Annotated in this window: 18 protein-coding genes; 14 read left to right on the forward strand and 4 right to left on the reverse strand. The window is 65.4% G+C overall.

Annotated features, from left to right (window positions below; genetic code table 11):
* Positions 1–242 precede the first annotated feature (242 nt).
* Complete coding sequence (locus tag FMM79_RS09245) at positions 243–1466, forward strand: Xaa-Pro peptidase family protein (RefSeq protein WP_148627222.1); 1224 nt, start codon at positions 243–245, stop codon at positions 1464–1466.
* Here FMM79_RS09245 and FMM79_RS09250 read toward each other — a convergent pair.
* Both FMM79_RS09250 and FMM79_RS09255 read right to left on the reverse strand, forming a co-directional pair.
* The gene (locus FMM79_RS09250; RefSeq protein ID WP_148627223.1) at positions 1463–1786 is read right to left on the reverse strand and encodes a non-heme iron oxygenase ferredoxin subunit; all 324 of its coding nucleotides are present in this window, start codon (positions 1784–1786) and stop codon (positions 1463–1465) included. The two genes, FMM79_RS09245 and FMM79_RS09250, sit on opposite strands and share 4 nt — an antisense overlap.
* Entirely contained in the window at positions 1783–2832 is a 1050-nt protein-coding gene (locus FMM79_RS09255; protein ID WP_148627224.1) for a hypothetical protein, read from the reverse strand. Before FMM79_RS09255 ends, FMM79_RS09250 begins: the two co-directional genes overlap by 4 nt.
* A 163-nt stretch (positions 2833–2995) precedes the next feature.
* Between FMM79_RS09255 and FMM79_RS09260 the strand changes: the two genes are divergently transcribed.
* The 9 genes from FMM79_RS09260 to FMM79_RS09300 all read left to right on the forward strand — a co-directional run bounded on the left by FMM79_RS09260 (position 2996) and on the right by FMM79_RS09300 (position 16360).
* Entirely contained in the window at positions 2996–4507 is a 1512-nt protein-coding gene (locus tag FMM79_RS09260) for a class I adenylate-forming enzyme family protein (RefSeq protein ID WP_148627225.1), read from the forward strand.
* A 69-nt stretch (positions 4508–4576) separates the two neighbouring features.
* Positions 4577–5758, forward strand: coding sequence for a MaoC family dehydratase N-terminal domain-containing protein (locus FMM79_RS09265; protein ID WP_148627226.1), 1182 nt, complete (start codon positions 4577–4579; stop codon positions 5756–5758).
* Positions 5755–7491 carry an FAD-binding protein gene (locus FMM79_RS09270; protein ID WP_148627227.1) on the forward strand — a complete coding sequence of 579 codons (1737 nt, stop codon included), beginning with the start codon at positions 5755–5757 and terminating at the stop codon, positions 7489–7491. Before FMM79_RS09265 ends, FMM79_RS09270 begins: the two co-directional genes overlap by 4 nt.
* 18 nt (positions 7492–7509) lie before the next feature.
* On the forward strand, positions 7510–8004 hold the full coding sequence (locus FMM79_RS09275; protein WP_148627228.1) for a nuclear transport factor 2 family protein: 495 nt from the start codon (positions 7510–7512) through the stop codon (positions 8002–8004).
* 141 nt (positions 8005–8145) lie between these two features.
* Positions 8146–10011, forward strand: coding sequence for an NAD(P)/FAD-dependent oxidoreductase (locus FMM79_RS09280; protein ID WP_148627229.1), 1866 nt, complete (start codon positions 8146–8148; stop codon positions 10009–10011).
* The gene (locus FMM79_RS09285; protein ID WP_148627230.1) at positions 10008–11432 is read left to right on the forward strand and encodes an SRPBCC family protein; all 1425 of its coding nucleotides are present in this window, start codon (positions 10008–10010) and stop codon (positions 11430–11432) included. The genes FMM79_RS09280 and FMM79_RS09285 overlap by 4 nt, the downstream gene beginning before the upstream one ends.
* A 148-nt stretch (positions 11433–11580) precedes the next feature.
* A complete protein-coding gene (locus tag FMM79_RS09290; RefSeq protein WP_148627231.1) occupies positions 11581–13311 on the forward strand; it encodes a thiamine pyrophosphate-binding protein in 1731 nt (576 codons plus the stop codon).
* A 32-nt stretch (positions 13312–13343) separates the two neighbouring features.
* Positions 13344–14759 carry an aldehyde dehydrogenase family protein gene (locus FMM79_RS09295; RefSeq protein ID WP_148627232.1) on the forward strand — a complete coding sequence of 472 codons (1416 nt, stop codon included), beginning with the start codon at positions 13344–13346 and terminating at the stop codon, positions 14757–14759.
* Entirely contained in the window at positions 14759–16360 is a 1602-nt protein-coding gene (locus FMM79_RS09300; RefSeq protein WP_148627233.1) for an SMP-30/gluconolactonase/LRE family protein, read from the forward strand. The genes FMM79_RS09295 and FMM79_RS09300 overlap by 1 nt, the downstream gene beginning before the upstream one ends.
* A 124-nt stretch (positions 16361–16484) precedes the next feature.
* Here the strand turns inward: FMM79_RS09300 and FMM79_RS09305 are convergent, their stop codons facing one another.
* On the reverse strand, positions 16485–17267 hold the full coding sequence (locus FMM79_RS09305; protein ID WP_148627234.1) for an IclR family transcriptional regulator: 783 nt from the start codon (positions 17265–17267) through the stop codon (positions 16485–16487).
* A gap of 100 nt (positions 17268–17367) precedes the next feature.
* On the opposite strand from FMM79_RS09305, the gene FMM79_RS09310 reads away from it, so the two are divergent.
* Together FMM79_RS09310 and FMM79_RS09315 are read left to right on the forward strand one after the other, a co-directional pair.
* Entirely contained in the window at positions 17368–18930 is a 1563-nt protein-coding gene (locus FMM79_RS09310; RefSeq protein WP_148627235.1) for an acyl-CoA synthetase, read from the forward strand.
* Positions 18931–18963: 33 nt separating this feature from the next.
* Complete coding sequence (locus tag FMM79_RS09315) at positions 18964–20103, forward strand: MaoC family dehydratase N-terminal domain-containing protein (protein ID WP_148627236.1); 1140 nt, start codon at positions 18964–18966, stop codon at positions 20101–20103.
* A gap of 283 nt (positions 20104–20386) precedes the next feature.
* On the opposite strand, the gene FMM79_RS09320 is transcribed toward FMM79_RS09315, so the two are convergent.
* A complete protein-coding gene (locus tag FMM79_RS09320) occupies positions 20387–21178 on the reverse strand; it encodes an alkyl sulfatase dimerization domain-containing protein (RefSeq protein WP_148627237.1) in 792 nt (263 codons plus the stop codon).
* Positions 21179–21353: 175 nt separating this feature from the next.
* Here FMM79_RS09320 and FMM79_RS09325 point away from each other — a divergent pair, with 175 nt between their 5' ends.
* Positions 21354–22502: a sulfotransferase gene (locus FMM79_RS09325; RefSeq protein ID WP_148627238.1), complete on the forward strand. Its 1149-nt coding sequence runs from the start codon at positions 21354–21356 to the stop codon at positions 22500–22502.
* The gene (locus FMM79_RS09330; protein WP_240339081.1) at positions 22499–23209 is read left to right on the forward strand and encodes a TetR/AcrR family transcriptional regulator; all 711 of its coding nucleotides are present in this window, start codon (positions 22499–22501) and stop codon (positions 23207–23209) included. Before FMM79_RS09325 ends, FMM79_RS09330 begins: the two co-directional genes overlap by 4 nt.
* Positions 23210–23311 lie beyond the last annotated feature (102 nt).

A 23311-nucleotide genomic window follows, 5' to 3' on the forward strand; every position in this document is an offset into this window, starting at 1 on the left:
GGCGATGACGGCCCGTTTCTGTGTTTTTGTTGTCTTCCCTCGTGGCGGGTTGCCGTCACCTGGTGTCCACCCGTTGCGGCGACTGGTATCACCGCGCCGGGAAGGGCAGAAATCAGAACCCCTTATCGCCATCAAGGATTCCTGATTGGCGCGATTGGCCTGTGGCATGCTCCTGTGCTTGCTGAACGTCAGATACAGACATCTGAACGTCAGAACAGACATTTCGGGAAAAGCAGGCCGCCATGACATTACAGCCCCTCCTCAACCGCGACGTCGCGCAAGGCTGCCTGGAGGCCGCCGATGTCGCCGCGCTGGTGCTGAGCGATCCGACCAACATCTACCAGGCCACGGGCTTCTGGCCGCAGACCGTGGCGATGGGACAGGCGGGCGCTGCCTTTGCCATCGTGCCGGCCGACACGCACGCCTGCGTCACCCTCATCACCAGCCAGTTCATCCACTATCTGCACGATGTGGAGGCGCCGGTGGACGGGGGCGCGCTCGACATCCGCCTGTTCACGGCGCCCGATGGGCTGGAGGGCGATGCCGCGCCGCCGATCTTTCTCTCCGCGCCTCCGGGTGGCAGTCCCGACACGCTCGATGCACTGAGCCAGGAGACGACGCGCGCGACCTTGCAGCGCCACCGGCCCTATCCCGACGCGGCGAGCGCGCTGCGCGACGTACTGGCCGGAACGCACGGAACCATCGCCACCGATTCCCCGATGATCGATGCGATCCTGGGCGAGCGCCTGTCGTATCGTTCGGCGGCACCGTTCCTGCGCCGCATCCGCATGATCAAATCCCCGCGCGAGATCGAGCTCATGCGTCATGCCGCGCAGAATAACGCCGATGCGGCACGCGCGGCGATCCAGCAGATGGGGGCGGGCAGCACGTATGAAGACATGCGCCTCGCCTTCTTCGCCGAGACCGGAAAGCGTGGCGGGATCCCGCTGTTCATCTCGACTGACAGCATGACCATGCGCAAGCGCGACGGGGTGCTGCGCGAGGGGCGCAGTTTCCAGATCGATGCGGTCAGCCATTATGCGGGCTATCATGGCGACTATGGCCGCACCGTCTTCGTGGGTGAGCCTGATCCTGTGGTGATGCACATGGTCGAGGCCGCGCAGTGCGCCAACGAGGCCATCGCCGACGCCCTGAAGCCGGGCCTTCGCTATTCCGATATACGCCGGATTGGCCAGGAAGCGGTCGCGCGCGCGGGCTACGAGATCGCGATTCCCTGCGCCGCGCACAGTGTGGGCCTGTTCCACACGGACGAGGCCTATGCCGACGACAGCCTGCACTTTCGCAAGGACGACCACCTGATCGAGGCGAACATGGTGCTCAGCGTCGATTGCCCGGTGCTACACCTCGATGCGACCGGCAATGTCCACCTCGAGGACCTCTGGCTGGTCACGCAGAATGGCTGCGAGCCGCTCAACCGCCGCGACGAGCCTTTTATCCGAATCTAGAGCTCGACGAAGACCGTGCCGCCCTCAACCTCCACCGGGTAGGTGGCAAGCGGGACACTGGCCGGAGGATTGAGCGGTTCGCCGCTGGCAAGGTCAAACCGCGCGCCGTGCGCGGGGCAGGCGATCCAGCCCTCGCGCACGAGGCCGCAGGCAAGCTCCTGTTCGGCGTGGCTGCACCAAGGCGAGATCGCGTGGATCTGTCCGCCCGAACGGCACAGCAGGACGGGGCGCGCCGGTTCGCCGATCCGCACCAGCCGCGTGCCGCCTTCGGGGACATCCCCGACCTTTCCGGCGGGCCAGAAGCGCTTGGACGAGGTCATTTGAGCGCAGTTCCCCGGCGCCACGCCCCGACCGGCGCGGTCACGAGGCCCACGTCCTCGAGTCCGAGGATACCCGGGCGCGCGGCGACGAGATGGGGCAGCGCATTGACGGCGGGCAGCGCGGTCAGGAAGCTCCAGTCGCTCCCCTGCCAGTCCGGGGCCACGAAGCGCACGCGCATCTCGAGATCGGGCTCACCGCGCACCGCGACGTGGTAGTGGTCGGCATCGAAAGTCCACCCTTCCTCCAGCGCCTGCGTCAGATACCAGGCAATTTCGATGCGCACCGTCTCCGCGCCGCCGATCCGCCCGCTCCAGGCGGAACGTAGCGCGCCGAAGGTGCCCTTGGGGATCTGCATGAAGCCCAGGTCCACGTTCCTTGCGGCGCGGGCGTGCGCGATCTCGAACTCCAGCGCATGGAGCGCGAGGCCGAGTGCGCCTGCCAACCGCGTGGCCGCATCGCGAAAGGACACCATGGCCCCCTGCGCGGCTTGCAGAACCGAGGCATCGGCCTCGGCGCGGCCGATGCCCAGCGCATTCCAGGTCTCCTTCGAGGCGTAGTTCGAGACATCGCTCGATTCCGAGATGGTGACGCTGTCGACGCGGCGGCACACGGCGGTGAGCCCGGCGGCGACCTGATTGATCCAGCCCGGGTTGACCCCGCTGATGAGCAGAGAGCTTCCCCCTTCGCGGCAGGCGGCCTCCAGTCGCTCCTCCACCGCGCCGGCCAGCCCGCCGCAGTTGAGGAGCAGGTTGGTGCTCACGACATTGATCCCGGCGCGCAACAGGCGCTCCAGGTGATCGAGATCGGCGAGGAAGGGCGTGTAGACGACCGCATCGGGCGCACGCGCGATGAGCGCGGCGACATCGTCTGTCGCGGCGATCCCGCAAGGCGGGAGCTGGCACAGCGCGCCCGCATCCTCGCCGACCTTGCCGGGCGAATGGGCGTAGAGCCCGACGAGTTCGAGGCGTGGATCGTCGAAAACCGCGCGCAGGGCGCAGGTGCCGACCTTGCCCGTGGTCCATTGCACCACCTTGAGGGGGGCCATCGTGATCGTCTCCCGGTTCGCCGCGGGTGCTGTGGGCTTCCGCGTGTCGTGTGGGCGCGATCCTGACGGCGGCGCGGCGGGAGACGAAACGCCGTGGCGATGCTTGGGCCAGGGAGGAGCGGACGCCTTTTCAAGAGCGGCGTGCCAGGCCCATCCTTGTGGCATGACCATGGCCCGCACCGCTACGTACACCGAAGACCTCGCCGCGCTGTGCCGCCATACGCTTGCACAGGACGGCCCGGCCGTGCGCTTCGAAGGGCAGTGGACTAGCAAGGCGCAGATACGTGCCGTCGCCTCGGGGGTGGAGGCCGCGCTGGATGCGGCTGGTGTGCCACCCGGGGCTCCGGTCGCCTTCGCGCCGCGCAATTCGCCCGCATCGCTGGCCGCGTTCCTGCCACTTCTGGCGCAGCAACGGCGCGTCCGCATGCTCTATCCTTTCCAGTCGCCCGAGGCATTGGCGGCGCGGATGGCCGAGTGCGATGTGGCTGCGCTGGTGATGGAGCGGCATGACTTTGCACCTGCCGTACTGCGCGCGCTCAGCACGGCGGGGATCGCGGGCATTGCGCTCGATCCCGGCGGGGCGGCGATGGTGGGGACAAGGGGCCAGGCGCGGTCCGCTTTGTCGTGCGTGGCGAGCGCGCCCGCACTCGAGATTCTGACCAGCGGCACGACCGGCCCGCCCAAGCCCTTCGCCATCGGCTACGATGTCGTGCTAGGCTATGTCCGCCAGGCCGAGGCGCTGGCCGGCACACGAACCGGACCGACTGCGCCCCCGCTCCTGTGCTTTCCGCTCAGCAACATTTCGGGGCTCTACTCGCTCGCCATGTCGTTCCTGTGCGGCGAGCGTGTGATCTTGCTCGAACGCTTTTCGGTCGCTGCCTGGCGCGACTACGTGGCCGAGTTCCGGCCCCCGGCAGGTGGTGGTCCCCCGGCGGCGCTGGCGATGATCCTGGAGGCGCAGATCCCGCGCGAGGACCTCGCCTCGCTACGCAGCTTCTCGACCGGCGCCGCGCCAGTCGATCCCGCCGTGCGCGCACGCTTCGAGTCGACCTACGGCATCCCGGTGCTGCAGACTTATGGCGCGACCGAGTTCGGCGGCCCGGTGACGGCGCTCTCGCTCGACCTCCTGCGCACTTACGGCGCGGACAAGGCGGCAAGCGTCGGGCGCCCTTTCGGTCGGGCCGAAATCCGCATCCGGCGCGAGGAGGATGGCGCTCTCGCCGCCGCGGGCGAAGTGGGCCGGGTCGAGGTGATTTCGCCGCGGATGGGACCGGAGTGGATCGTGACTTCGGATCTGGGTTCGCTTGACGCGGACGGCTTTCTCACCCTTTTCGGGCGGGCCGACGGGGCGATCCAGCGTGGCGGCTTCAAGATCGTGCCCGAGCGGGTCGAGCAGGTGCTTCTTGCCCATCCCGAGGTTGCCGAGGTCGCCGTGGTCGGCGTGCCCGAGCCGCGCCTCCACGAAGTCCCAGGTGCCCTTGTCGTACCACGCGATCCAGATCGTCCTCCCGAGGCGCGGGTGCTGAATGCTCATGTGCGTGCGCATCTTCCGGCAACGCACGTGCCCGTGCACTGGCGTTTCGCAGGAGCACTTCCGCGTACGGTCTCGTTCAAGACCGACCGGGGCGCGGTGCGCGCGCTGCTGGCCGGGGCTGCGGTATCGCCGGACCGATAAGGGAGAAGGCGCACTTGCCCTTGCGCGCCCGATCGCGACCATCCCAGCCAAAGAGATGGGAGCAGGCGCTTGGCTACGCAGACGTTCGACACCAGCGATATCGACCAGTACCTCGGGCAACCGATCGAGAGTTCGCAGCTGCGCGAACCGATCGCGGCAAACGACATCCGCCGCTGGGTACATGCGATGCACTACCCCAACCGCCTGCACTACGATCCCGACTTTGCGGGTGAGGGGCGCTGGGGTGGGCTGATCGCGCCGCAGAGCTTTGCCATCGCCTGCGACGATGGTCACGGTGCAGCGCCCGCCTGTGTTGGACGTATCCCGGAATCGCACCTCCTGTTCGGGGGCGATGAATGGTTCTTCAATGACGTGCAGATCCGCCCGGGAGATCGCATCTCGGTGCTACGCGTGCCTTATGACTATACCGTCAAGGACACCGGCTTTGCCGGGCCGACCTGCTTCCAGCGCGGGGACAACATCTACACCAACCAGCACGGCGAGGAGATCGCCAAGCAGCGCTCGACCGCGATCCGCTACAGCGCGGCGGCGGGCGGGGCGAGCACGGATACGGGCAATGCGCAGGATCCGCAATGGACCCCGGCCGAGCTGGAGGCACTGGAAGATCGCAAGTTCAGCTGGATCCAGGGCCTCCACGATCTGGGTCACAAACCGAGGTACTGGGACGAGGTGAAAGTGGGCGATGTGCTGCCCGAGCGCGTCTTCGGCCCGCATTCGCTGGCGAGCTTCGCCACCGAATGGCGTGCCTTCTACATGTCGATATGGGGCGCCTTCAAGTTTCGCAAGCAGGACCTCGAAGCGATGGGCTTCACCCGCGAGATGGCGGGCTACGAGAACGATCCCGACATGGTCCTCGTCAATCCCGAGCTGACCGATGGTGCCTATATCGGTCCCTCGCGCGGGCACCTCAATCCCGAGTGGGCGCGCCGCATCGGCATGCCGCGCGGCTATGGGTACGGCGCCTCGATGGGCTCGTGGATCACCGACTACCTTGCGGGCTGGACGGGCGAGCATGGTCGCGTCGTCCACTCCATCGCCAACTACCGCGGCCCGGCGCTGACCGGCGATATCACGATCCAGACCGCCGAAGTGACCGAGAAGTCGGTCACGGAGGACGGCACGCACCTTGTCCATGTGAAGCACCGCATGGAAAACCAGCTCGGCACGGTCATGGCGACCGGCACCGCCGAGATCGCGCTGCCGGCAAGGCCGGACGGCCCTGCGCAATGAGCGCGCCCGATTTCGACGAGACCTACGACTGGGTCGTCGTGGGCAGTGGGGCGGGGGCTTTCGTTTCGGGTCTGGTGATGCGCGCCGCAGGGCACTCGGCACTGGTCCTGGAAAAGACCGCTTATGCCGGGGGCACCACTGCCAAGTCGGGCGGGGTCATGTGGATCCCGGCCAACCCCTTCATGCTGGCCGACGGCGAGACGGACACGATCGAGCAGGCCGAAACCTATCTTGATGCGCTGCAGAACCTCGATGGCGGGGTGGCACCCGGAACCTCGCGGGGGAAGCGCCGGGCTTATCTGGAAAATGGCCCCAGGGCCATCGACTTCCTGCTGAGCGAGGGCGTGCGCCTGCGGCGCGGGGCGCAGTTCTGGCCCGACTACTACGACGAGCTTCCCGGGGGTTGCAAGACGAGCCGGACCGTGGTTGCCGAACCTTTCGATACCAAGCAGCTGGGGCCGATGCGCAGGCGTCTGCGCAAGGGCTTTGCCGAGTTCAACGTACTCCTGGCCGATGCGGCCAAGGTCGGCCACGCGCGCACCAACCCCGATGCCAAGAAGATGCTGGCGCGCATTGCGCTGCGCACCGTGCGGGACAAGCTGCTCGGGCGCGCCTACACCACTGCGGGCGCCGCTTTGCAGGGGCGTCTGTTCAAGGCCGGGGTGGAAGCCGGGGTGGAGATCCGTTTCGACAGCGCGGTGACGGCGCTGATCTGCGACGAAGGACGCGTGTCAGGTGTCGAGATCGCCGGTGCCCCCTCACCGCGCCGCATCGGCGCGCGCCTGGGGGTGCTGGTGAACGCAGGGGGCTTCGGCAAGAACCAGGAGATGCGCGAGCGCTACATGCCCGGAACGCGCGCGGAATGGAGCCTCGTGCCCGAGGGCGATACAGGGGACCTGCACCGCGCGATGGAGGACATCGGCGCCCAGCTGGCGCAGATGGACCAGATGGTCGGCTTCCAGGCGACGATCCCGCCAGGCACCGAGAACGCCTATGTCCTGCCCGGTGCGCAGAGCCTGACCGGCAAGCCCCACGCCATCCTTGTCGACCAGACCGGCCAGCGTTACATGAACGAGGGGGGCTCCTACGAGCTCTACTGCGAGACCATGCTGCGCCGGAACCGCGAAGTCCCTGCGGTGCCCAGCTGGGCCATCTTCGATGCGCAGTTCACCGCCAAGTACAAGGTCGCCGACACCTTCATCGACCGCAAGATCCCGCCCGGCTGGCTGGAGACGGGCTACCTCCACAAGGCCGACACCATTGCCGAACTCGCCACCAGCATCGGCGTCTATGCCGGGGCGCTTTCGGCCACGGTCGACCGCTGGAACGGCTTTGTACGGCAGGGCCGGGACGAGGACTTTGCGCGCGGCGAGCGCGCCTACGATGGCTGCCACTTCGTGGGCGATCCCTATTCCGAGGAACCCTCGCGCGGGACGATCGCCCAGGCGCCGTTCTACGCGGTGCCGGTCGTGCCGGGCGATGTCAGCACCTACGGGGGGGCGGTCACCGACGAATACGCACGCGTGCTGCGGGCCGATGGTTCGGTGATCGAGGGGCTCTATGCGACGGGGACCTCCACGGCGTCCGTCATGGGCAACGTCTATGCAGGGGCGGGCGCGAGCATCGGGCCCTCGCTCACCTTCGGCTTCATCGCCGCGCGCCATGCCGCGAGGCTGAACACCACGACCGCCGCTCCCCCGCCGCAGGGCGCCGTGGTCGAATCTGCGGCCTGAGTGGGAAGGAAGAACACCATGGCTCTCGACATGATCGCCGCCGATTTCGGCATTCGCCAGCTGCACGCCCGCTTTGCCGATGCGGTCTGGCGCCAGGATGCAGAGAGCTTTGCGGCCTGCTGGAGCAGCGCGGGTACCTGGAAGATCGCAGGGCTCGACATGCAGGGGCGTGAGGCTATCCAGACCGGCTGTGGGCAGCTGCTGGGGCGCTGCACGCGCATCCACCTCGTGATCGGACAGCCGATTCTGATCGAGGAGGGCGCGTGTGTACGCGGGCGTCTGGGGGTGACGGAATTCGCCTGGATGCCCGACGGCACGCAGTTCATCACCTTCGGGCAATATCACGATCGCTACGTCGAGGAAGCGGGCGCCTGGCGCTTTGCCGAGCGGTTCTGGAGCTTCAAGTACCGCGGTCCCATCGATCTGTCCGCCCCGCTTGTTCCCACGCCCGACTACGGTGCCTTTCCAGGTGCGCCGGGACCGGATGAGGAAACCTATGTGCGCAAGGCCTGAGCGGTCAGGCCGCCTATCGCCCATGCGATAAAGCCCTTCGTGGGCAAGGCATCGCGCACTTGGGCCTGGAGGAGCGGTAGAAGGCAACAGGAGGCGAAGCACTCACGGCATGCTGCCGGGGGGGCGCCAAGGGAAATCCGTATGGCACTGACCAAGAGCAACGTACCGCCGATTGCGGACATCGATGTCGCCGCGATGAACGCGCGCTACGCGAAAGAGCGCGAGAGGCGGCTGCGCAAGGGTGGGCAGAAAGATTATGTACCGCCCAAAGGTGCGCTTCCCGACGTGGCGAAGGATCCCGACGTCGAGATCGTCCCGCGCCCGCCGATCACGGGGCGCACCGATGTCGTCGTACTGGGCTGCGGTTTTGGAGGTACATTGGCTGGCGTGCAGTTGGCCCGGCAGGGCGTGTCCGACTTTCTGATGCTCGACACTGCCGGAGACTTCGGCGGCGTCTGGTACTGGAACCGCTACCCCGGCATCCAGTGCGACAACGATGCCTATTGCTACCTTCCTCTGCTGGAGGAAACCGGCTTCGTTCCATCCAAGAAATTCGCCGACGGCTGGGAGATCCAGGGCTATATCCGCCAGATCGCCGAGCAATTCGGCTTTGCCGACAAGGCCGTGTTCCAGACCCAGGTGACCTCGCTGATCTGGGACGAGGGTGCTGCGCGCTGGCAGGTGGGCACCAACCGGGGCGATCAGATCGAGGCGCGCTTCGTGATCATGGCGAACGGCGTTCTCAACATGCCAAAACTTCCCGCACTCGAGGGGATCGACGCCTTCAAGGGCAAGCTCTTCCACACCGCGCGCTGGGACTATCGCTATACCGGAGGCGAGCCCGGCCGGCCCGAACTGGACCGCCTGGCCGACAAGACCGTCGCCATTGTCGGCACCGGGGCCACCGCGATCCAGGCGGTGCCGATCCTCGCACAGTACGCAAAGAAGCTCTACGTTATCCAGCGCACACCTGCGACGGTGGATGCGCGTCCCAATCCCCCCACAGATCGCACCTGGTTCGAGAACCAGCCTCCGGGCTGGCAGGCGGCGCGCCAGGCCAATTTCCAGCGCGGCGCGATGGAAAGCTTCGGCCCCGGCGACGAGGACCTTGTCAGCGACTTCTGGACCGAGATCAGCCGCAATATCGCCGCTGAACTCGCCGAGGAGGGCTGGCCCGAGATCGGCAGCGAGGAGTACTTGGCCCGCCGCGCCGAAATGGATCACCGCGTCATGGAACGCTTCCGCCGCCGTGTCGATGCCCTGGTCGAGGACGGCACCATCGGCGAGGCGCTCAAGCCCTACTACTACTTCATGTGCAAGCGGCCACTGTCGAGCGACACCTACTACCCGGCCTTCAACCGTTCCAACGTGGAGCTGGTCGATGTCTCGGAAACACGCGGCATCCAAAAGCTGACCGAGAACGGCTTCGTCGCCAACGGAACCGAATACCCGTGCGACTGCGTCATCTTTGCCAGCGGCTTCGAGGTGACCAGCGACCTGGAGCGGCGTTGGGGCATCGCGAAGATCGAGGGCACCGAAGGGCGCTCGCTTTACGATCATTGGCGCGAGGGCCCGCTAACCCTCCACGGCACGATGACCCACGGCTTCCCCAACCAGTTCTACATCGGTTACATCCAGGGCGGGCTCAATGCGTCCGTTACTGAGCAGTTCGGTCGCCAGGGCGAACACATCGCCTGGATCATCGGCAAGGCCCTGCGGCGCGGCGCCGAACGGGTCGAGCCCACGAAGCAGGCCATGGAGGACTACGTCGCGCACTTCGAAGCGACGACCATCGACCAGTCCGACTTCCTCAATTCCTGCCCGCCCAGTTACTTCAACAACGAAGGCGCCAAGGAGCACAAGTGGGGCCTGTTCCGCCCATGGGGCGCGGGCTGGGACGATTTCCTGCGCTTCCTTGGCGATTGGCGCGAGGCGGGCGACATGGAGGGGCTGGACCTGCGCATTTCGCACGAGGCGCAATTGGAAGGCGGAAGGGAAGAGGCATGAGTCAGGACAGCGCAGCCGAGCGGTTTGCGACCGGCAACATCACGCCCGAGGACATGGACGCGGAGCGCCGGGTGACCTACCCGACCGAGGCGTTTTTCTCGCGCAGCTATCTTGAGGACGAGAAGAAGCACCTCTGGCCAAAAGTCTGGCAGATGGTCGAGTGCGAGAGCGATCTGCCCAATCCCGGTGACTGGCTCACCTATAACGTTGCCGACGAATCCGTGATCGTCCTGCGCAAGGGCGACGGGTCGCTCAAAGCCTTCCACAACGTCTGCCCCCACCGGGGGCGCCAGCTCGTCTCGGTGCCCGACATGCTGCCGGACCGAGTCCACGACGTGCGCGGATCGGACCGGCGCAGCTTCACCTGCGGCTTCCACGGCTGGAGCTTCGATACCGATGGCGCGAACACTTTCATCCTCGATCCCCAGGACTGGCATCACGAACTGACGCCCGAGATGACCTGTCTCTCCGAGGTCCGCGTCGACACCTGGGGCGGCTACATCTACATCAACATGGACCCGGACTGCGTCCCCCTGAAGGAGTGGATGGGCCGCGCGGGCGAGATCCTTGACCACTTCGAACTTGCGAAGATGCGCTACAAGTGGCGGCAGTGGGCGATCTACGACTGCAACTGGAAGGTCGCGATCGAGGCCTTCCTCGAACCCTACCACGTGGCCGGGACGCATACCCAGCTGCTGCGCTATGGCGATTATTACGCCTACTCAAAGCAGTTCGGGCTGCACTCGGTCTCGGGCTACGACACGCGCGAGGCCGATTACCGGATGAGCGAAAGCTCAGGGACGACGCGTTCGGGCAAGGCGGGGATGGACCCGCGTGTCTCGACATACGAACTCATCCGCGAGAACTACGAAACGGTGAACTACTCGGCCTCCACCGAGACGCTGGTCAAGGCGGCAAGCCGTTTGAAGGACGAACTGCCTGAGACCGCGACGCCTCAGGAGGTGATTGCGCACTGGATGAAATCGGCCAGGGCCGACGATGCCGCGCGCGGTGTCACCTGGCCCCAGATTCCGAGCGAAATCATGGCCGAGGCCGGACTCGCCTGGGGGCTCTTTCCCAATCAGAACATCCTTCACGGGGTGACCTTCGCGCTGTGCTACCGGGTTCGCCCCTACGGTGATGATCCCGACAAGTGCATCTTCGAGAGCTATGCGCTCGAACGCTTCCCCGAGGGCGAGGAGCCCGAAACGGAGTGGGTCTATGCCGAGCCCACCGGGGAGAACTGGGGCGCGGTTCTGGCGCAGGATTTCGCTAACATGGAGTTCGTCCACAAGGGCATGAAGTCCAGCGGCTTTCGAGGGCCTCTGCCCAACCCGCACCAGGAGCAGAAGGTCATCAACCTGCACCGTAATCTTGCCCGCTTCATCGGGCGCGGGGCGCCGCGACTCCTCGAGGACTAAGACACGGGTAATCGCCATGGCGGGACGCAATTCGCCCGCGCGGAAGGCTTCATCGTCGCTGCGGTTTTGCCCCGCCGCTGCTTGTCGAGGCAAGGGCTCTCGCCCACTCGGGCAGGGGTAAAGACATTCGGGAAAGAGGGAAACGACAATGGGAACGCCGGTCTACAAGCGCATTCTGGACCTGTTCGAGGCCGAGGGCGTCAACACGCTCTTTGGCATCCCCGACCCCAATTTCGTGCATCTCTTCCTCGAAGCGGAAAAGCGCGGCTGGACGGTCGTGGCCCCGCATCATGAGGCCGCCGCCGGGTTCATGGCCGAGGCCGCGAGCCGAATGACAGGCAAGCCAGGGCTGTGCATCGGCACGCTGGGGCCGGGCATGGCGAACATGATGCCCGCGGTCCAGTGCGCACGGGTGGAGAACTCGCCTGTCATCTTCCTGGGAGGTCAGCGTGCCCGCGTGACCGAGCGGCGGGTGCGGCGCGGGCGTATCCAGTTCGTCCGGCAGGAGCCGATGATCGAAGATTCGGTGAAGTATTCGGGCTCGATCGAATACGCCGACCAGACCGACGAAATCGTGCGCGAAGCGATCCGCCAGGCGCTTTCGGGCCGTCCGGGCCCTTCCTACATCGAGTACCCGGCCCACGTTATCCTGGAAGAGCTCGACCTGCCCGAGGTCGCTCCGCCTGCCAGCTACCGTCTCGTCAATCAGGGCGCGGACATCGACAGGGTGCGCGAGGCCGCGCGCCTTATCGGCGAGGCGAAGAACCCGATCCTGCTGCTGGGGCACGCCGTCCACACCACCCGCATGGGCGCGGCGGTGAAGGACCTTGCTCTGCTGATGAACTGCCCGGTCGTCCAGACCTCGGGTGGTACGTCCTACATTGAGGGGCTGGAGGACCGCACTTTCCAGTACGTTTTCTCCGATGCCTCGCTCGAAGCGGTCGAGGAATCGGATCTCGTCGTGGCGCTGGGCACCGAGATCGGTGAACCGCTGCACTATGGCACCACGCGCTGGTGGGCGAAAAACAACGCCACGCGTAAGTGGATCTACGTCGAGCAGGACCCGACGGCGATCGGCGTCAATCGCCCGATCGACGTGCCGCTTGTGGGCGACCTGCGCGGTGTCGTGCCCCAGCTCGTGCGCGAACTTCAGGCCGCTCCGCGTGATCCGGCACCGGGGCTTGCGGCGTTCATGAAGGACGGCAAGGCCGAACTCGACGCGCTGGCCAAGGAAACCGAGAGCAAGTCGGGCGGCGGCGAGGTCGGTATTCACACCTCGCGGATGGTGGTCGAAGCCACGAAGGCCTTCCCCAAGGACGGCATCCTCATCCGCGATGGCGGGGCCACGGTGGTCTATCAATGGACCTATTCGCAGTGCAAACCGCACGACGTGATCTGGAACCAGAACTACGGCCACATCGGCACCGGGCTTCCCTACGCGACCGGCGCGATGCTGGCCGACCGCGCGGCGACCGGCGAAAGCCGGCCGGGCATGCTGCTTACTTCGGACAGCTCGTTCCTGTTCCACGTCGCCGAACTGGAAACCGCGGTGCGCTGCAAGCTTCCGCTGGTCTGCGTGGTCGGGGTCGATTTCCAGTGGGGTCTCGAGGTCGGCGTCTACAAGCGCACCTTCGGACAGGGCACGAGCGAGATCGGCACGCACTGGAGCAACGAGGTCCGGCTCGACAAGATGGCGCAAGGGTTCGGCTGCCATGGCGAATTCGTGGAGGACATCGCTGACCTTCAGCCTGCCATTGAGCGGGCCTATGCCAGCGGCAAGTGCGCGGTGATCCACGTCCGCATCGATCCCAAGGCGAACTCCGAGGAGATGCCCAAGTACGAGAAGTTCCGGACCTGGTACGCCGAAGGGTCGCAGTAAGGATCGCGAAACGCGAAGCCGGGGAGAGGCAGATGCGCGACTACCGCATGTTCTATATCGATGGTGCCTGGGTCGAACCCGAAGGCACCGAGACGCAGGATCTCGTCAATCCGGCGAGTGAAGAGATCTCGGGCCGGATTGCGTTGGGCCGCGCGGGCGATGTCGACAAGGCCGTCGCGGCCGCACGGCGCGCCTTTCTCGCCTGGTCGCATTCGACGCGCGCGGAGCGCCTCGCACTGCTGCGCCGGATCAAGGCCGAGTTCGAGGCGCGGCAGGGCGATCTTGCTGCCGCGATTACTGAGGAGATGGGCGCGCCGGCAAGCCTGGCGGGCGGCTTCCATACGTTCCTGGGCCTTGGCCATCTCGACGCTGCGATCGCTGCGCTGGAATCCTACGAATTCGAGGAGAAGCTGGGCGATACGCTGGTGGTGAAGGAGCCCATCGGTGTGTGCGGCCTTATCACGCCGTGGAACTGGCCGATCAACCAGGTCACGGTGAAGGTGTTTCCTGCCCTTGCCACGGGCTGCACCGTGGTTCTGAAACCGCCGCAGCTCGCCGCTTATTCCGCGCAGATTCTGGCCGAGATCCTCGATGCAGCGGGCGTTCCGGCAGGTGTCTTCAACATGGTGCAGGGAAAGGGCTCGGTTATCGGCACCGCGCTTTCGACCCATCCCGACGTCGACATGATCAGCTTTACAGGGTCCGAGAGCGTGGGCGTCCAGATTCAGAAGGACGCGGCCGATACGGTGAAGCGCGTGTGCCTCGAACTGGGCGGCAAGAGCCCGTACATCGTGCTTGACGATGCCTCGACGATGGAGCGCGTGGCGAGCGCGGTTGCCTCGATGATGATGAACTCCGGGCAGACCTGCAGCGCGGGCTCGCGTCTCCTTGTTCCCGCCGCTCGGTTCGAGGAGGCGAAAGCGCTTGCCGCCAGGACCGCCGGGTCCCTCGCAGTGGGTGATCCTGTGGGCAATGTCGCGATGGGGCCGGTCGTCTCGAAGGAGCAGTTTGACACCGTTCAGAACTACATCGCGCAAGGCATCGCGGAAGGTGCCGAGCTGATCGCCGGAGGGCCGGGCCGCCCTGAGGGGTTGGAGGTGGGCTTCTACGTAAAGCCGACCGTGTTCGTCAGCGACAATTCCACGCTAGTTGCGCGTGAGGAGATTTTCGGGCCGGTCCTAGTGATGATCCCCTATGAGGGGATCGAGGACGCCATCGCCATCGCCAATGACACGGACTTCGGCTTGGCCGCCTATGTCGATGGCGAAGACATCGCGGCCTGCCGGGGCATTGCGCGGCGCATCCGGGCCGGAGCGATCTATCTCAACGGCGGGTTCGACTTCGCCGCACCCTTCGGAGGCTACAAGCGCAGCGGAAATGGCCGCGAATGGGGCGCGCACGGCTTTGCCGAGTACCTGGAGACCAAGTCGATCATGGGGCACGGCTGATGGCCCCGGGCAGTCGCTACTCTGGGCCGGACGGTGCACGCTCTGCGCAGGACTGGACGCTGGAGCGGATCACGCGGTCCAGCCGCCTGTTCGGTGCCAATGGTCTGCGCACCGGGGCGGACGGGCGTATCTACGTCGCTCAGGTTGCAGGCAGCGCGGTGACCGCGCTCGATCCCGATACCGGAGAGGCCAGCCCCGTGAGCGCCATTGACGGGCCGATTACCGCGCCCGACGACATTGCCTTTGACAGCGCAGGCAATCTTTATGCCACCGAGATCACGCTGGGGCGCGTCTCGATGCTGGCGCCGGACGGGAGCTACCGCGTGATCCATGGCGATATGCCGGTGGCGAACCCGATCACGGTTCATCACGACCGCCTCTTCGCAGGTGAATGCCGCATGGGCGGGCGTGTATTCGAGCTCGATGCGGTGGGCGGATCACATCGCCAGATCCTGGCCGATGTGCCCATGCCCAATGCCTTCTCCATCGGGCCCGATGGCCTTCTTTACATGCCGATCATGGCGACCAACGAGATCTGGCGGGTCGATCCGGCCGGCGGCGCACCCGAAGTCGTCGTGGGGGACCTTGGCGTGCCGGACTCGGTCAAGTTCGATGCCAAGGGCCGGATCATCTCGACCCAGGTGGCGAGCGGGCAGGTGCTTCGAATCGACCCGCAAACGGGCGCGCGCGAGGTGCTGGCCCAGCTTGCGCCGGGCCTCGACAACTGTACGTTCGTGGGCGAGCGGCTGTTCGTCTCCTCGATCCCCGGCGAGGTGACCGAAATCCGCGCCGATGGCTCTGTCCGCCCGTTGGTGGAGCGCGGTCTGCAATGGCCGATGGGCCTGGCCCTTGCCGAGGATGGCAGCCTGTTTGTCGCCGACGGCGGGTTTACCTACACCCTTGCACCGGGCGGAGAGCCGCAACTTGCCGGCTGCCTGTTTTCGCCTGGCTTTCCCGGCTTCGTGCGCGGCGTGGTCGCGGCCGGAGAGGGTGTCTGGGTGACGACCAACTCGATGGGCGCGGTCATGCGCTGGAACACGGGCGAAGGCACGAGTACCCCGCTCAGCACGGGGCATGAGATCCTTTACGGCCTTGCCATGCGCGATACCGAAACAGTCGTGTTCGCCGATGGCGGGGCGGGGCGCGTGCTGCTTGCGGGGCCGGGAGGCCTCGAGGAACTGGCGCGCGACCTGGCGCGGCCCATGGGCGTTGCCCTGACCGCAGGGGGAGATGTTTTGGTCAGCGAAAGTGCCGGTGGCCGGGTGGTGCGCTGTGTGGGCGGCCGTCAGAAAACCGTACTCGATGGACTGGGCGAGCCGCAAGGCATTGCGGTCGTTGATGAGACGCTGTTCGTGGTCGATGTGGAACGCCAGGAAGTGATCGCGTGCGATCTTGCCACGGGCCGGCGCGAAACGCTTGCAACCGGTCTGCCGGTCAAGGCGCCTCCCGGCGTGGTCCCCAAGCTCCTGGGCGGAGTGGGCGACATGTCCGGCCCGATGGTACCCTTCTGCGGACTGGCCGCGCGCGATGCGAACACGGTTTACGTATCAGGCGACGCGGAGGGCAGCGTGCTGCGCCTGACTTTTGAAGGAAGAAGGTGATTCAAGGGGCCATCGTCCCTTGATCCCATACTGGACGACCTCACCTTTCTTAGCCAGCGTGGCGGGCGGGACCTGAGGTCGCCAGTTTGGGGAGCCAGAGGGCAATGGCCCTCGGGTATTTTCTTCACATGTCCCCCAACTGCCTTGTCACTGTCTGTGCGCCCCCGACAAGAGCCTTGCCGAGCCGAAGCCGAGCTTTCTCGTCGAGCGTGCGCGACAGCGCCAGTGCGACAAGAGCGTGCGAGGGAGTTTCGGAGGTACGGTAGACGGGCGCGGCCATTACCGTGACCCCGGCGATGTAGTGTCCCACATCGGCTGCGTAGCCTTGCGCGCGAGTCTCGAGGACCTGCTCGCTCCACAGTGCGAAGTCGGGCGGGTTGTCCCAGCGCAGCTTCTCGAAGCGGGGGCGCAGGCGTTCCATATCGTGTCCACCGAAGGCCGCGATGCAGCGGCCCGTGGCGCTCAGCAGTGCGGGAAAGCGGCTGCCGACTTCGGTCGAGAGGCGGAAATTGCCGGCGCCCTCGGCCACGGCCACGGCGGTGATCCGATCCAGCCCGGAAATTTCGACGCCGATACAGGTCACCGCGAAGCGTGTGGCAAGGTCGTTGAGGACCGGCTGGGCGAGGCTGGCGAAGGGATCGCGGTGCAACCAGTGGCGCGCGAGCGAAAGGACGCCGGGCCCCAGCGAATAGCGCTTCGTTGCCGTATCGAGGCTGACGAGTTCCTCCTCCAGCAGGGCGCGCAGGACGTAAAGGCAGGTGCTGGGGACGAGGCCGAGTTCGCGCGCGATCGGTTGCAGGCCCTTCGGCACTTCGCTGCGTCCGAGCAGGCGCAGAATGGCGGCCGCCCTGGCGATGGCGGGTGCCTTGCTGTCCTTCACGGCGGTATCGAGAGAGCGATCTTTCATTCGATATAGTGAATACTATTCAGTATTTGAAACAGCAAGCATATTTCTGTGTACAAGGGGGCAGACCACAGGGCGAGACTCGCCCGGAAGAGGAATGGCCATGGCCTTGTTGAGCGACTTCACCAGCTTTGCCGATGCGCAGCAGCACGCCACATCTGCGCGGCTGTGGGACCTGTTTGAGGGAACGCGCGAACATTTCAATATCGCGAACGAGGCGATCTTGCGCCATGCCGACGGCTCAGGCCGGGCGGCGGTGCGCGTCGCCCACGCCGATGGCACGAACGAGATCCTGAGCTTCGATGTGGTGGCTAGCGGTGCGGCGCGCTTTGCGCATTGGCTTGATGCCAACGGGGTGACGAAGGGGGACCGGATCGCCTTCATGCTCGAACCTTCGCTGCCCTTCTACGTCTGCCTGTTCGGCGCGATGCTGCATGGCGCGATCTCGGTGCCGCTGTTCACGCTGTTCGGGCCCGACGCGCTGCGCCTGCGGGTGGAAGACTGTACTCCGGCGATTCTTCTCACCAACGCCGAGAAGGCGCCGATGGCCCGCACCATCGCGGGGCCACGCGTGGTCGTGGCGGACGAGGCGCTGCTGGAAACACTTGCGGGGTATCCCGATGTCTACACGCCACAGACGTCGGGCGAGGACCTCGCCTGCTTCCAGTACACCAGCGGGACCACACGCGAGCTGCCCGAGGCGGTTCGCCATACGCATCGCTCGCTTGTCACGCTGATGTTCGCGGCGCTCTATGGCACCGGCATCCGCCCCGGCGATGAGTTCTTCTGCCCCTCCTCGCCCGCTTGGGGGCACGGCTTGTGGCACGGTACGCTGGCCCCGCTGGGCCTGGGCATCACCACGGGGACGATGGGGCGCGGCAAGTTCGATGCAGTGCGCCTTATGGAGGCGCTGCAGGAGTTCGGGATCACCAACATGTCGGCCGCCGCGACCCACTACCGCATGATGAAGAATACCGGCCGGTCAGGCGATTTCGCGTTCGTGATCCGCAAATTGTCCTATACCGGCGAGCCGATCGATCCGGCGACGCTTGCCTGGATCGACGCGACGTTCGGCGTCGATGCCTGCTCGATGTACGGCACGACCGAGATCGGGGTGGTCCTGGTGAACTATCCGGGGGCCAAGGACTTCACGGTCAAGCCGGGTTCGCTGGGCAAACCCGTGCCGGGTCTTGAACTGCAGGTGCAGCGTCCCGATGGAACCCCCGTGGAGCCGGGCGAGGTGGGGGAACTCATGCTGAGCCGCAAGTCGGGCTGGCTCTCGACCAAGGACCGGGCGAAGATCGATGCGGACGGGTATTTCTACCACTGCGGCCGCGCCGACGACGTCATCATCTCGGCGGGCTGGACGATGAGCGCGGTGGAGATCGAGAACACCCTGCTCAAGCACGAGGATGTGCGCGAATGCGCGGTTATCGGCGCGCCCGACGAGAAGCGCGGCCAGGTAGTGAAAGCCTTCGTGATCTCGCCCCGCACACCGGGCGAGAGCTTCGTGAAGGAACTTCAGGATTTCACCCGTACGCGGCTCGCCCAGCATGAATTCCCGCGCATCGTCGAGTTCGTCGACGAACTGCCCAAGACCCCGGCGGGCAAGGTCAACCGCAAGATCCTGCGCGACCGCGAAGCGGCGGCGATTACCCCCGCCTGACACAAGACAACAGCTATTCGAAGGAGAGGACCCATGGCAACCCAAGCTCAGGAAAAGAAGTTTCCCAAGATCACCGAGGAAGGGCTCGAGGATCTGCGCGCGCGCATCGGCGTACCCATCGAGAACACGGTTGAGCCGTGGAATTATGAGGCGACGCGCGACGCCATTCGTCACTACGCCCACGGCATCGGCGATGATAACCCGCTGTGGTGCGATCCGGCCTACGCGGAGACGACCAGCTACGGCAGCATTGTTGCGCTGCCGAGCTTCCTCTTCACCACCAGCCGCATAGTCTCGGGCTATTGCGGTGGCCTGCCCGGTGTCCACGCGATGTGGGCGGGGGCGGACTGGACCTGGCACAAGCCGGTCCTGCGCGGTGACACGATCCGCACCGAGGCGCAGCTCAAGGACTTGATCGAGCACCAGACCCGCTTTGCCGGGCGCGCCTATCAGCAGATCTACCACGTCGATTTCTACAACCAGCACGGCGACCACGTGGCCGAGTGCGATAGTTATGTATTCCGCACCGACCGCGACGAAGCGCGCGAGCGGGGCAGTAAGTACGACAGCGTGAAGGGCAAGGTGGAGACCATTGATCCGGCCCAGCTGGAGGAATGGTTCGACCTCTATCGTAACGAGGAAGTGCGCGGTTCGGCACCGCGCTATTGGGAAGACGTGTCCGTGGGCGACAAGCTGCCCAAGATGATGAAGGGCCCGATGACGGTGACCGGATTCATCGGCTATGCGCAAGGCTGGGGCGGGCTCTATATCCGCACCAACAAGCTGCACTTCCAGCTCATCGACGCGCATCCAGGGCTGGGCATTCCCAACAAGTTCGGGATCAAGGACGTGCCCGAGCGTGTTCACTGGGATGATGACTTCGCACGCGAAGTCGGAACGCCCGGTGCCTATGACTACGGGCCGGAGCGCTGCAGCTGGTTGACCCACCACATGACCAACTGGGTCGGCGACGACGGCTTCCTGACGCGGCACACCTGCCAGATCCGGCGTCACAATCCCGACGGCGACGTGATCTTCATCACCGGCGAAGTGGTCCGCAAGTTCGAGGAGGGCGGCAAGAAGTTCGTCGAGGTGCAGCAGCGTGCCGAAACCCACCGCGGCGAGATGAGCGCGATCGGAACCGCCATCGCGCAGCTGCCGAGCAAGGGCTGAGGGCACTGTTCAGAGGCCTTCGCGATGCCAAGGGGATCGCGGGGCCCTTTGTGTTTGGGGTGCTGAAAAGTACAAATAAAAACAGTTTGATAGATATATATCCGAGGGCAGCTGCCCTCGGGATCCCCATACCGTCGAGCTTGCTTGGCGCGCGCCATGGCAGGTGAGATTTCACACATACCTGATGACCTCGCGTTACTCGGCCAGCAAGGCGGGATAACCCCAAGGTAGACAACTTTGGGAGCCCGAAGGCGGGGGCCCCGCGCAAATCATTCTTGTTCTGCTATTTTCCGGCCAGCTTTTCCTCGCATGCGGCCATTTCCGACTTCAACCACATCGTTTCGGACAGGTTAGAGCCACTGGATGCGGAGAGCAGAAGGTGCAGCGCTTCGCGCTTGGCACCCAGCGCTTCGGTATTATCCGGGTGAACGTGCAGGACGATGTCGCACAGGTGGATCGCCTCGAGCGGTTCGCTCTTTGCAGCATGGTCCCGGGCGCGCGAAGCGAGGGCATTGGCCCCGGCCAGTTCGACGAGGTCGGCATGGACGGTGTCTTGGGGCACGCCGTAAAGCTCGGTCGTGCTCTCATAGCGGAACCACCCGGTGTACTCGTGCCAAATGGCTTTGACTGTCCAGCTGGTCTTGCCGTGCATCTGCGCGATGGCGATGTATTCCGGTATCTCGACGGTGCGCATCAGTTCGGGCAGCGATTTTCCCGCATTCATGCCCTCCAGCGTGGCGTGGAGGACATGCGAGACAGCGGCCTTGACGCGGTCGAGGTCGGCGCGGATGCACTGGGCACCGACAATGGGATCGCCGTGCCCGGTCACGAGGATTTCTGCAGCCAGTGCCCGCACACGTTCCAGCAAGGCCAGGAAGGTGCGCACCGAGCGCGGCCGGTCGCCGCGCAGGGTGTTGAAGTTGGGCATCGAAAGCCAGACCGGCCCGAACAGGTTGCCGGTGAAGGTGATGCGCTCTTCGGGCAGCCAGACACTCAGCGCATCGGTAGTCTCGCCCTCGGGCGTGTGGAGCAGTTCGAAGCGGCGGTGGCCACGCGTGAAGGCATGTCCGTCCACGCTCTCCCTCGTGTTGCCGCCGTGGTCCGGCGCGTTGGGCGCAGATCATGACGCGGCGAGGGGGCGTTCCAGCGCCGCATGGTGACAATCGTGCAAGCGATATGGCCCCTGCCGCGATTGTCCACGCCCTGCCTGCAGGGTCAATCCTGCGGCAAACAGGAGGGAGAGGGATTCCATGTCGGGGTTCAACGTCGACCAGCTGATCGAGACGGCCTGCTTTCGCACCGGGCGCGAGGATTTCGGCCGCGACAGCTTTCGCGAAGGACTGGAGATCCTGGTCGCGGACATCAACGCAGAAGACCGGCCTGCGCCCTTGGTCGAGCGTTTCCGGGGCGATCTTGTCCAGAATCTGGCGCTGCGCCTCAAGACGATCGACTACCACAAGGCGCATCCCGAGATCCGCGAGCGGGCTATCGCAAAGCCGGTCTTCGTCTTCGGCATCCCGCGCACGGGCACCACGCTCCTCTCCAATCTCCTCAATGCCGATCCGGCGCGTCGCTCGGCGCTGACATGGGAGATCGAGGACCCGTTTCCGCCGGTGGCCGAAGGGGCTCTCACCAGCGACATGCGCGCGGTGAAGAAGCTGGAGGAGGAGACGATGCGGCTCGAAGCGATGCCCGAGATGGGCAAGTACTACCGCAACTCGGCGACCTATCCCAACGAGTGCATCTTCTTCATGGCGCACGATTTCAAGGCTTTGAGCCTAGAATCGCGCGGCAAGCTGCCCAACTACCGCGACTGGTACTTCCAGTGCGACATGACCAGTGCCTATACCTACCACAAGCAGTTCCTGCAGGTGCTTCAGCACCACCAGGGCGGGATCTGGAACCTCAAGATGCCCAGCCACGCGCTCTGGCTCGACACGTTGAAGACGGTCTATCCCGATGCACGGCTGGTCTGGACGCACCGCGATCCGCTGACCGCGATGGGCAGTTTCTGCTCGATCATCAGTCTGGCGCACAAGGGCTATGCCGGGCGGGTCGACAGCGAATGGGTCGCGCAGAATTGCACCTTCCAGGCGTTGGAACATGCCAACCGGATCATGGACTATCGCGAAGCCTGCGGTGAGGAGAGTATCGTCGATGTCCACTACGCTGTGCTCAGGGATGATCCGCTGGGGCAGATGAAGGCGCTCTATGCCGCGCTCGGCGATGAATGGACCCCCGAGGCGGAAGAAGGCATGACCCGCTGGCTGGCCGCAAACCCGCAGGACAAGTTCGGCCAGCACGAATACAAGCTGGCGCAGTTTGGCCTCGACGAGGCGCAGTTGCGGCCAGAATTTGATCGCTATCTGGCGCGCTATGACGTAGCGCGTGAGGGATGAGCGAGCCCGTCCCCCCGCTGGCCCCTGCGCGTACCAAGCGCGTGCGCAACCCTGCCGAGACCCGACGCACGATCCTCGAGGCCGCGACCCGGCTGATCGCCCAGCAGGGCAGCGATGCGGTCAGCGTCTCGGCTGTGGCGCATCTTGCCAAGGTCAACCGCGGGACGGCCTACCAGCACTTCCAGTCGCGCGACGAACTGGTGGCGGCGGCCATGGAATGGGTGTCGGACCGTCTGATGCGCGCGGTATTCGGGGCGCCCGAGGAGGTGGTCGAGCGGCAGGTCGAAGATGTCGACATTCCCGAGACGATGTACCGCCTTGTGCGCTTTGCGACCGAGAACGCGGATGTCTGCCGCAGCTGGCTCTTGCAGATCCTGGCTTCGCCCAACCCGACCGCTGACCCCTTCTGGCGCGAATTTCAGGGCTCGCTCGAACGTTTCACGCAGACCGAACTGGCGCAAGAGCATGTCGATGCCGAGGCGATGTCTGTGCTGGTCCTTTCGGGCATTTTCCTGTGGCCGGTCTGGGTGCGCGCGCACGCCGCTGACGAGGGCGACCGGGCCAAGCTTGCCTTGCGCATGAGCCGGGAAATCCTGCGCCTTTCGATGTTCGGCTCGATGAAACCCGAGATGTTTCCCGAGGTGGTCGCGCGCCTGCGGACCCCGATCAGCCCCGACGACGAGGTCGATATAGCGGGCGGGCGATGAATCGCCTGCGCGCCGGTTTCGCTGCTGAAATTGCCGCGCGCCTTTGCAAGAGTGCTTCTCACACATAGCGGCCCGGGCGGGCCGGTTCACGCACAGCGGATT

It is taken from the genome of Novosphingobium sp. BW1 (genome assembly GCF_008107685.1).
Classification (GTDB): Bacteria; Pseudomonadota; Alphaproteobacteria; order Sphingomonadales; family Sphingomonadaceae; genus Novosphingobium.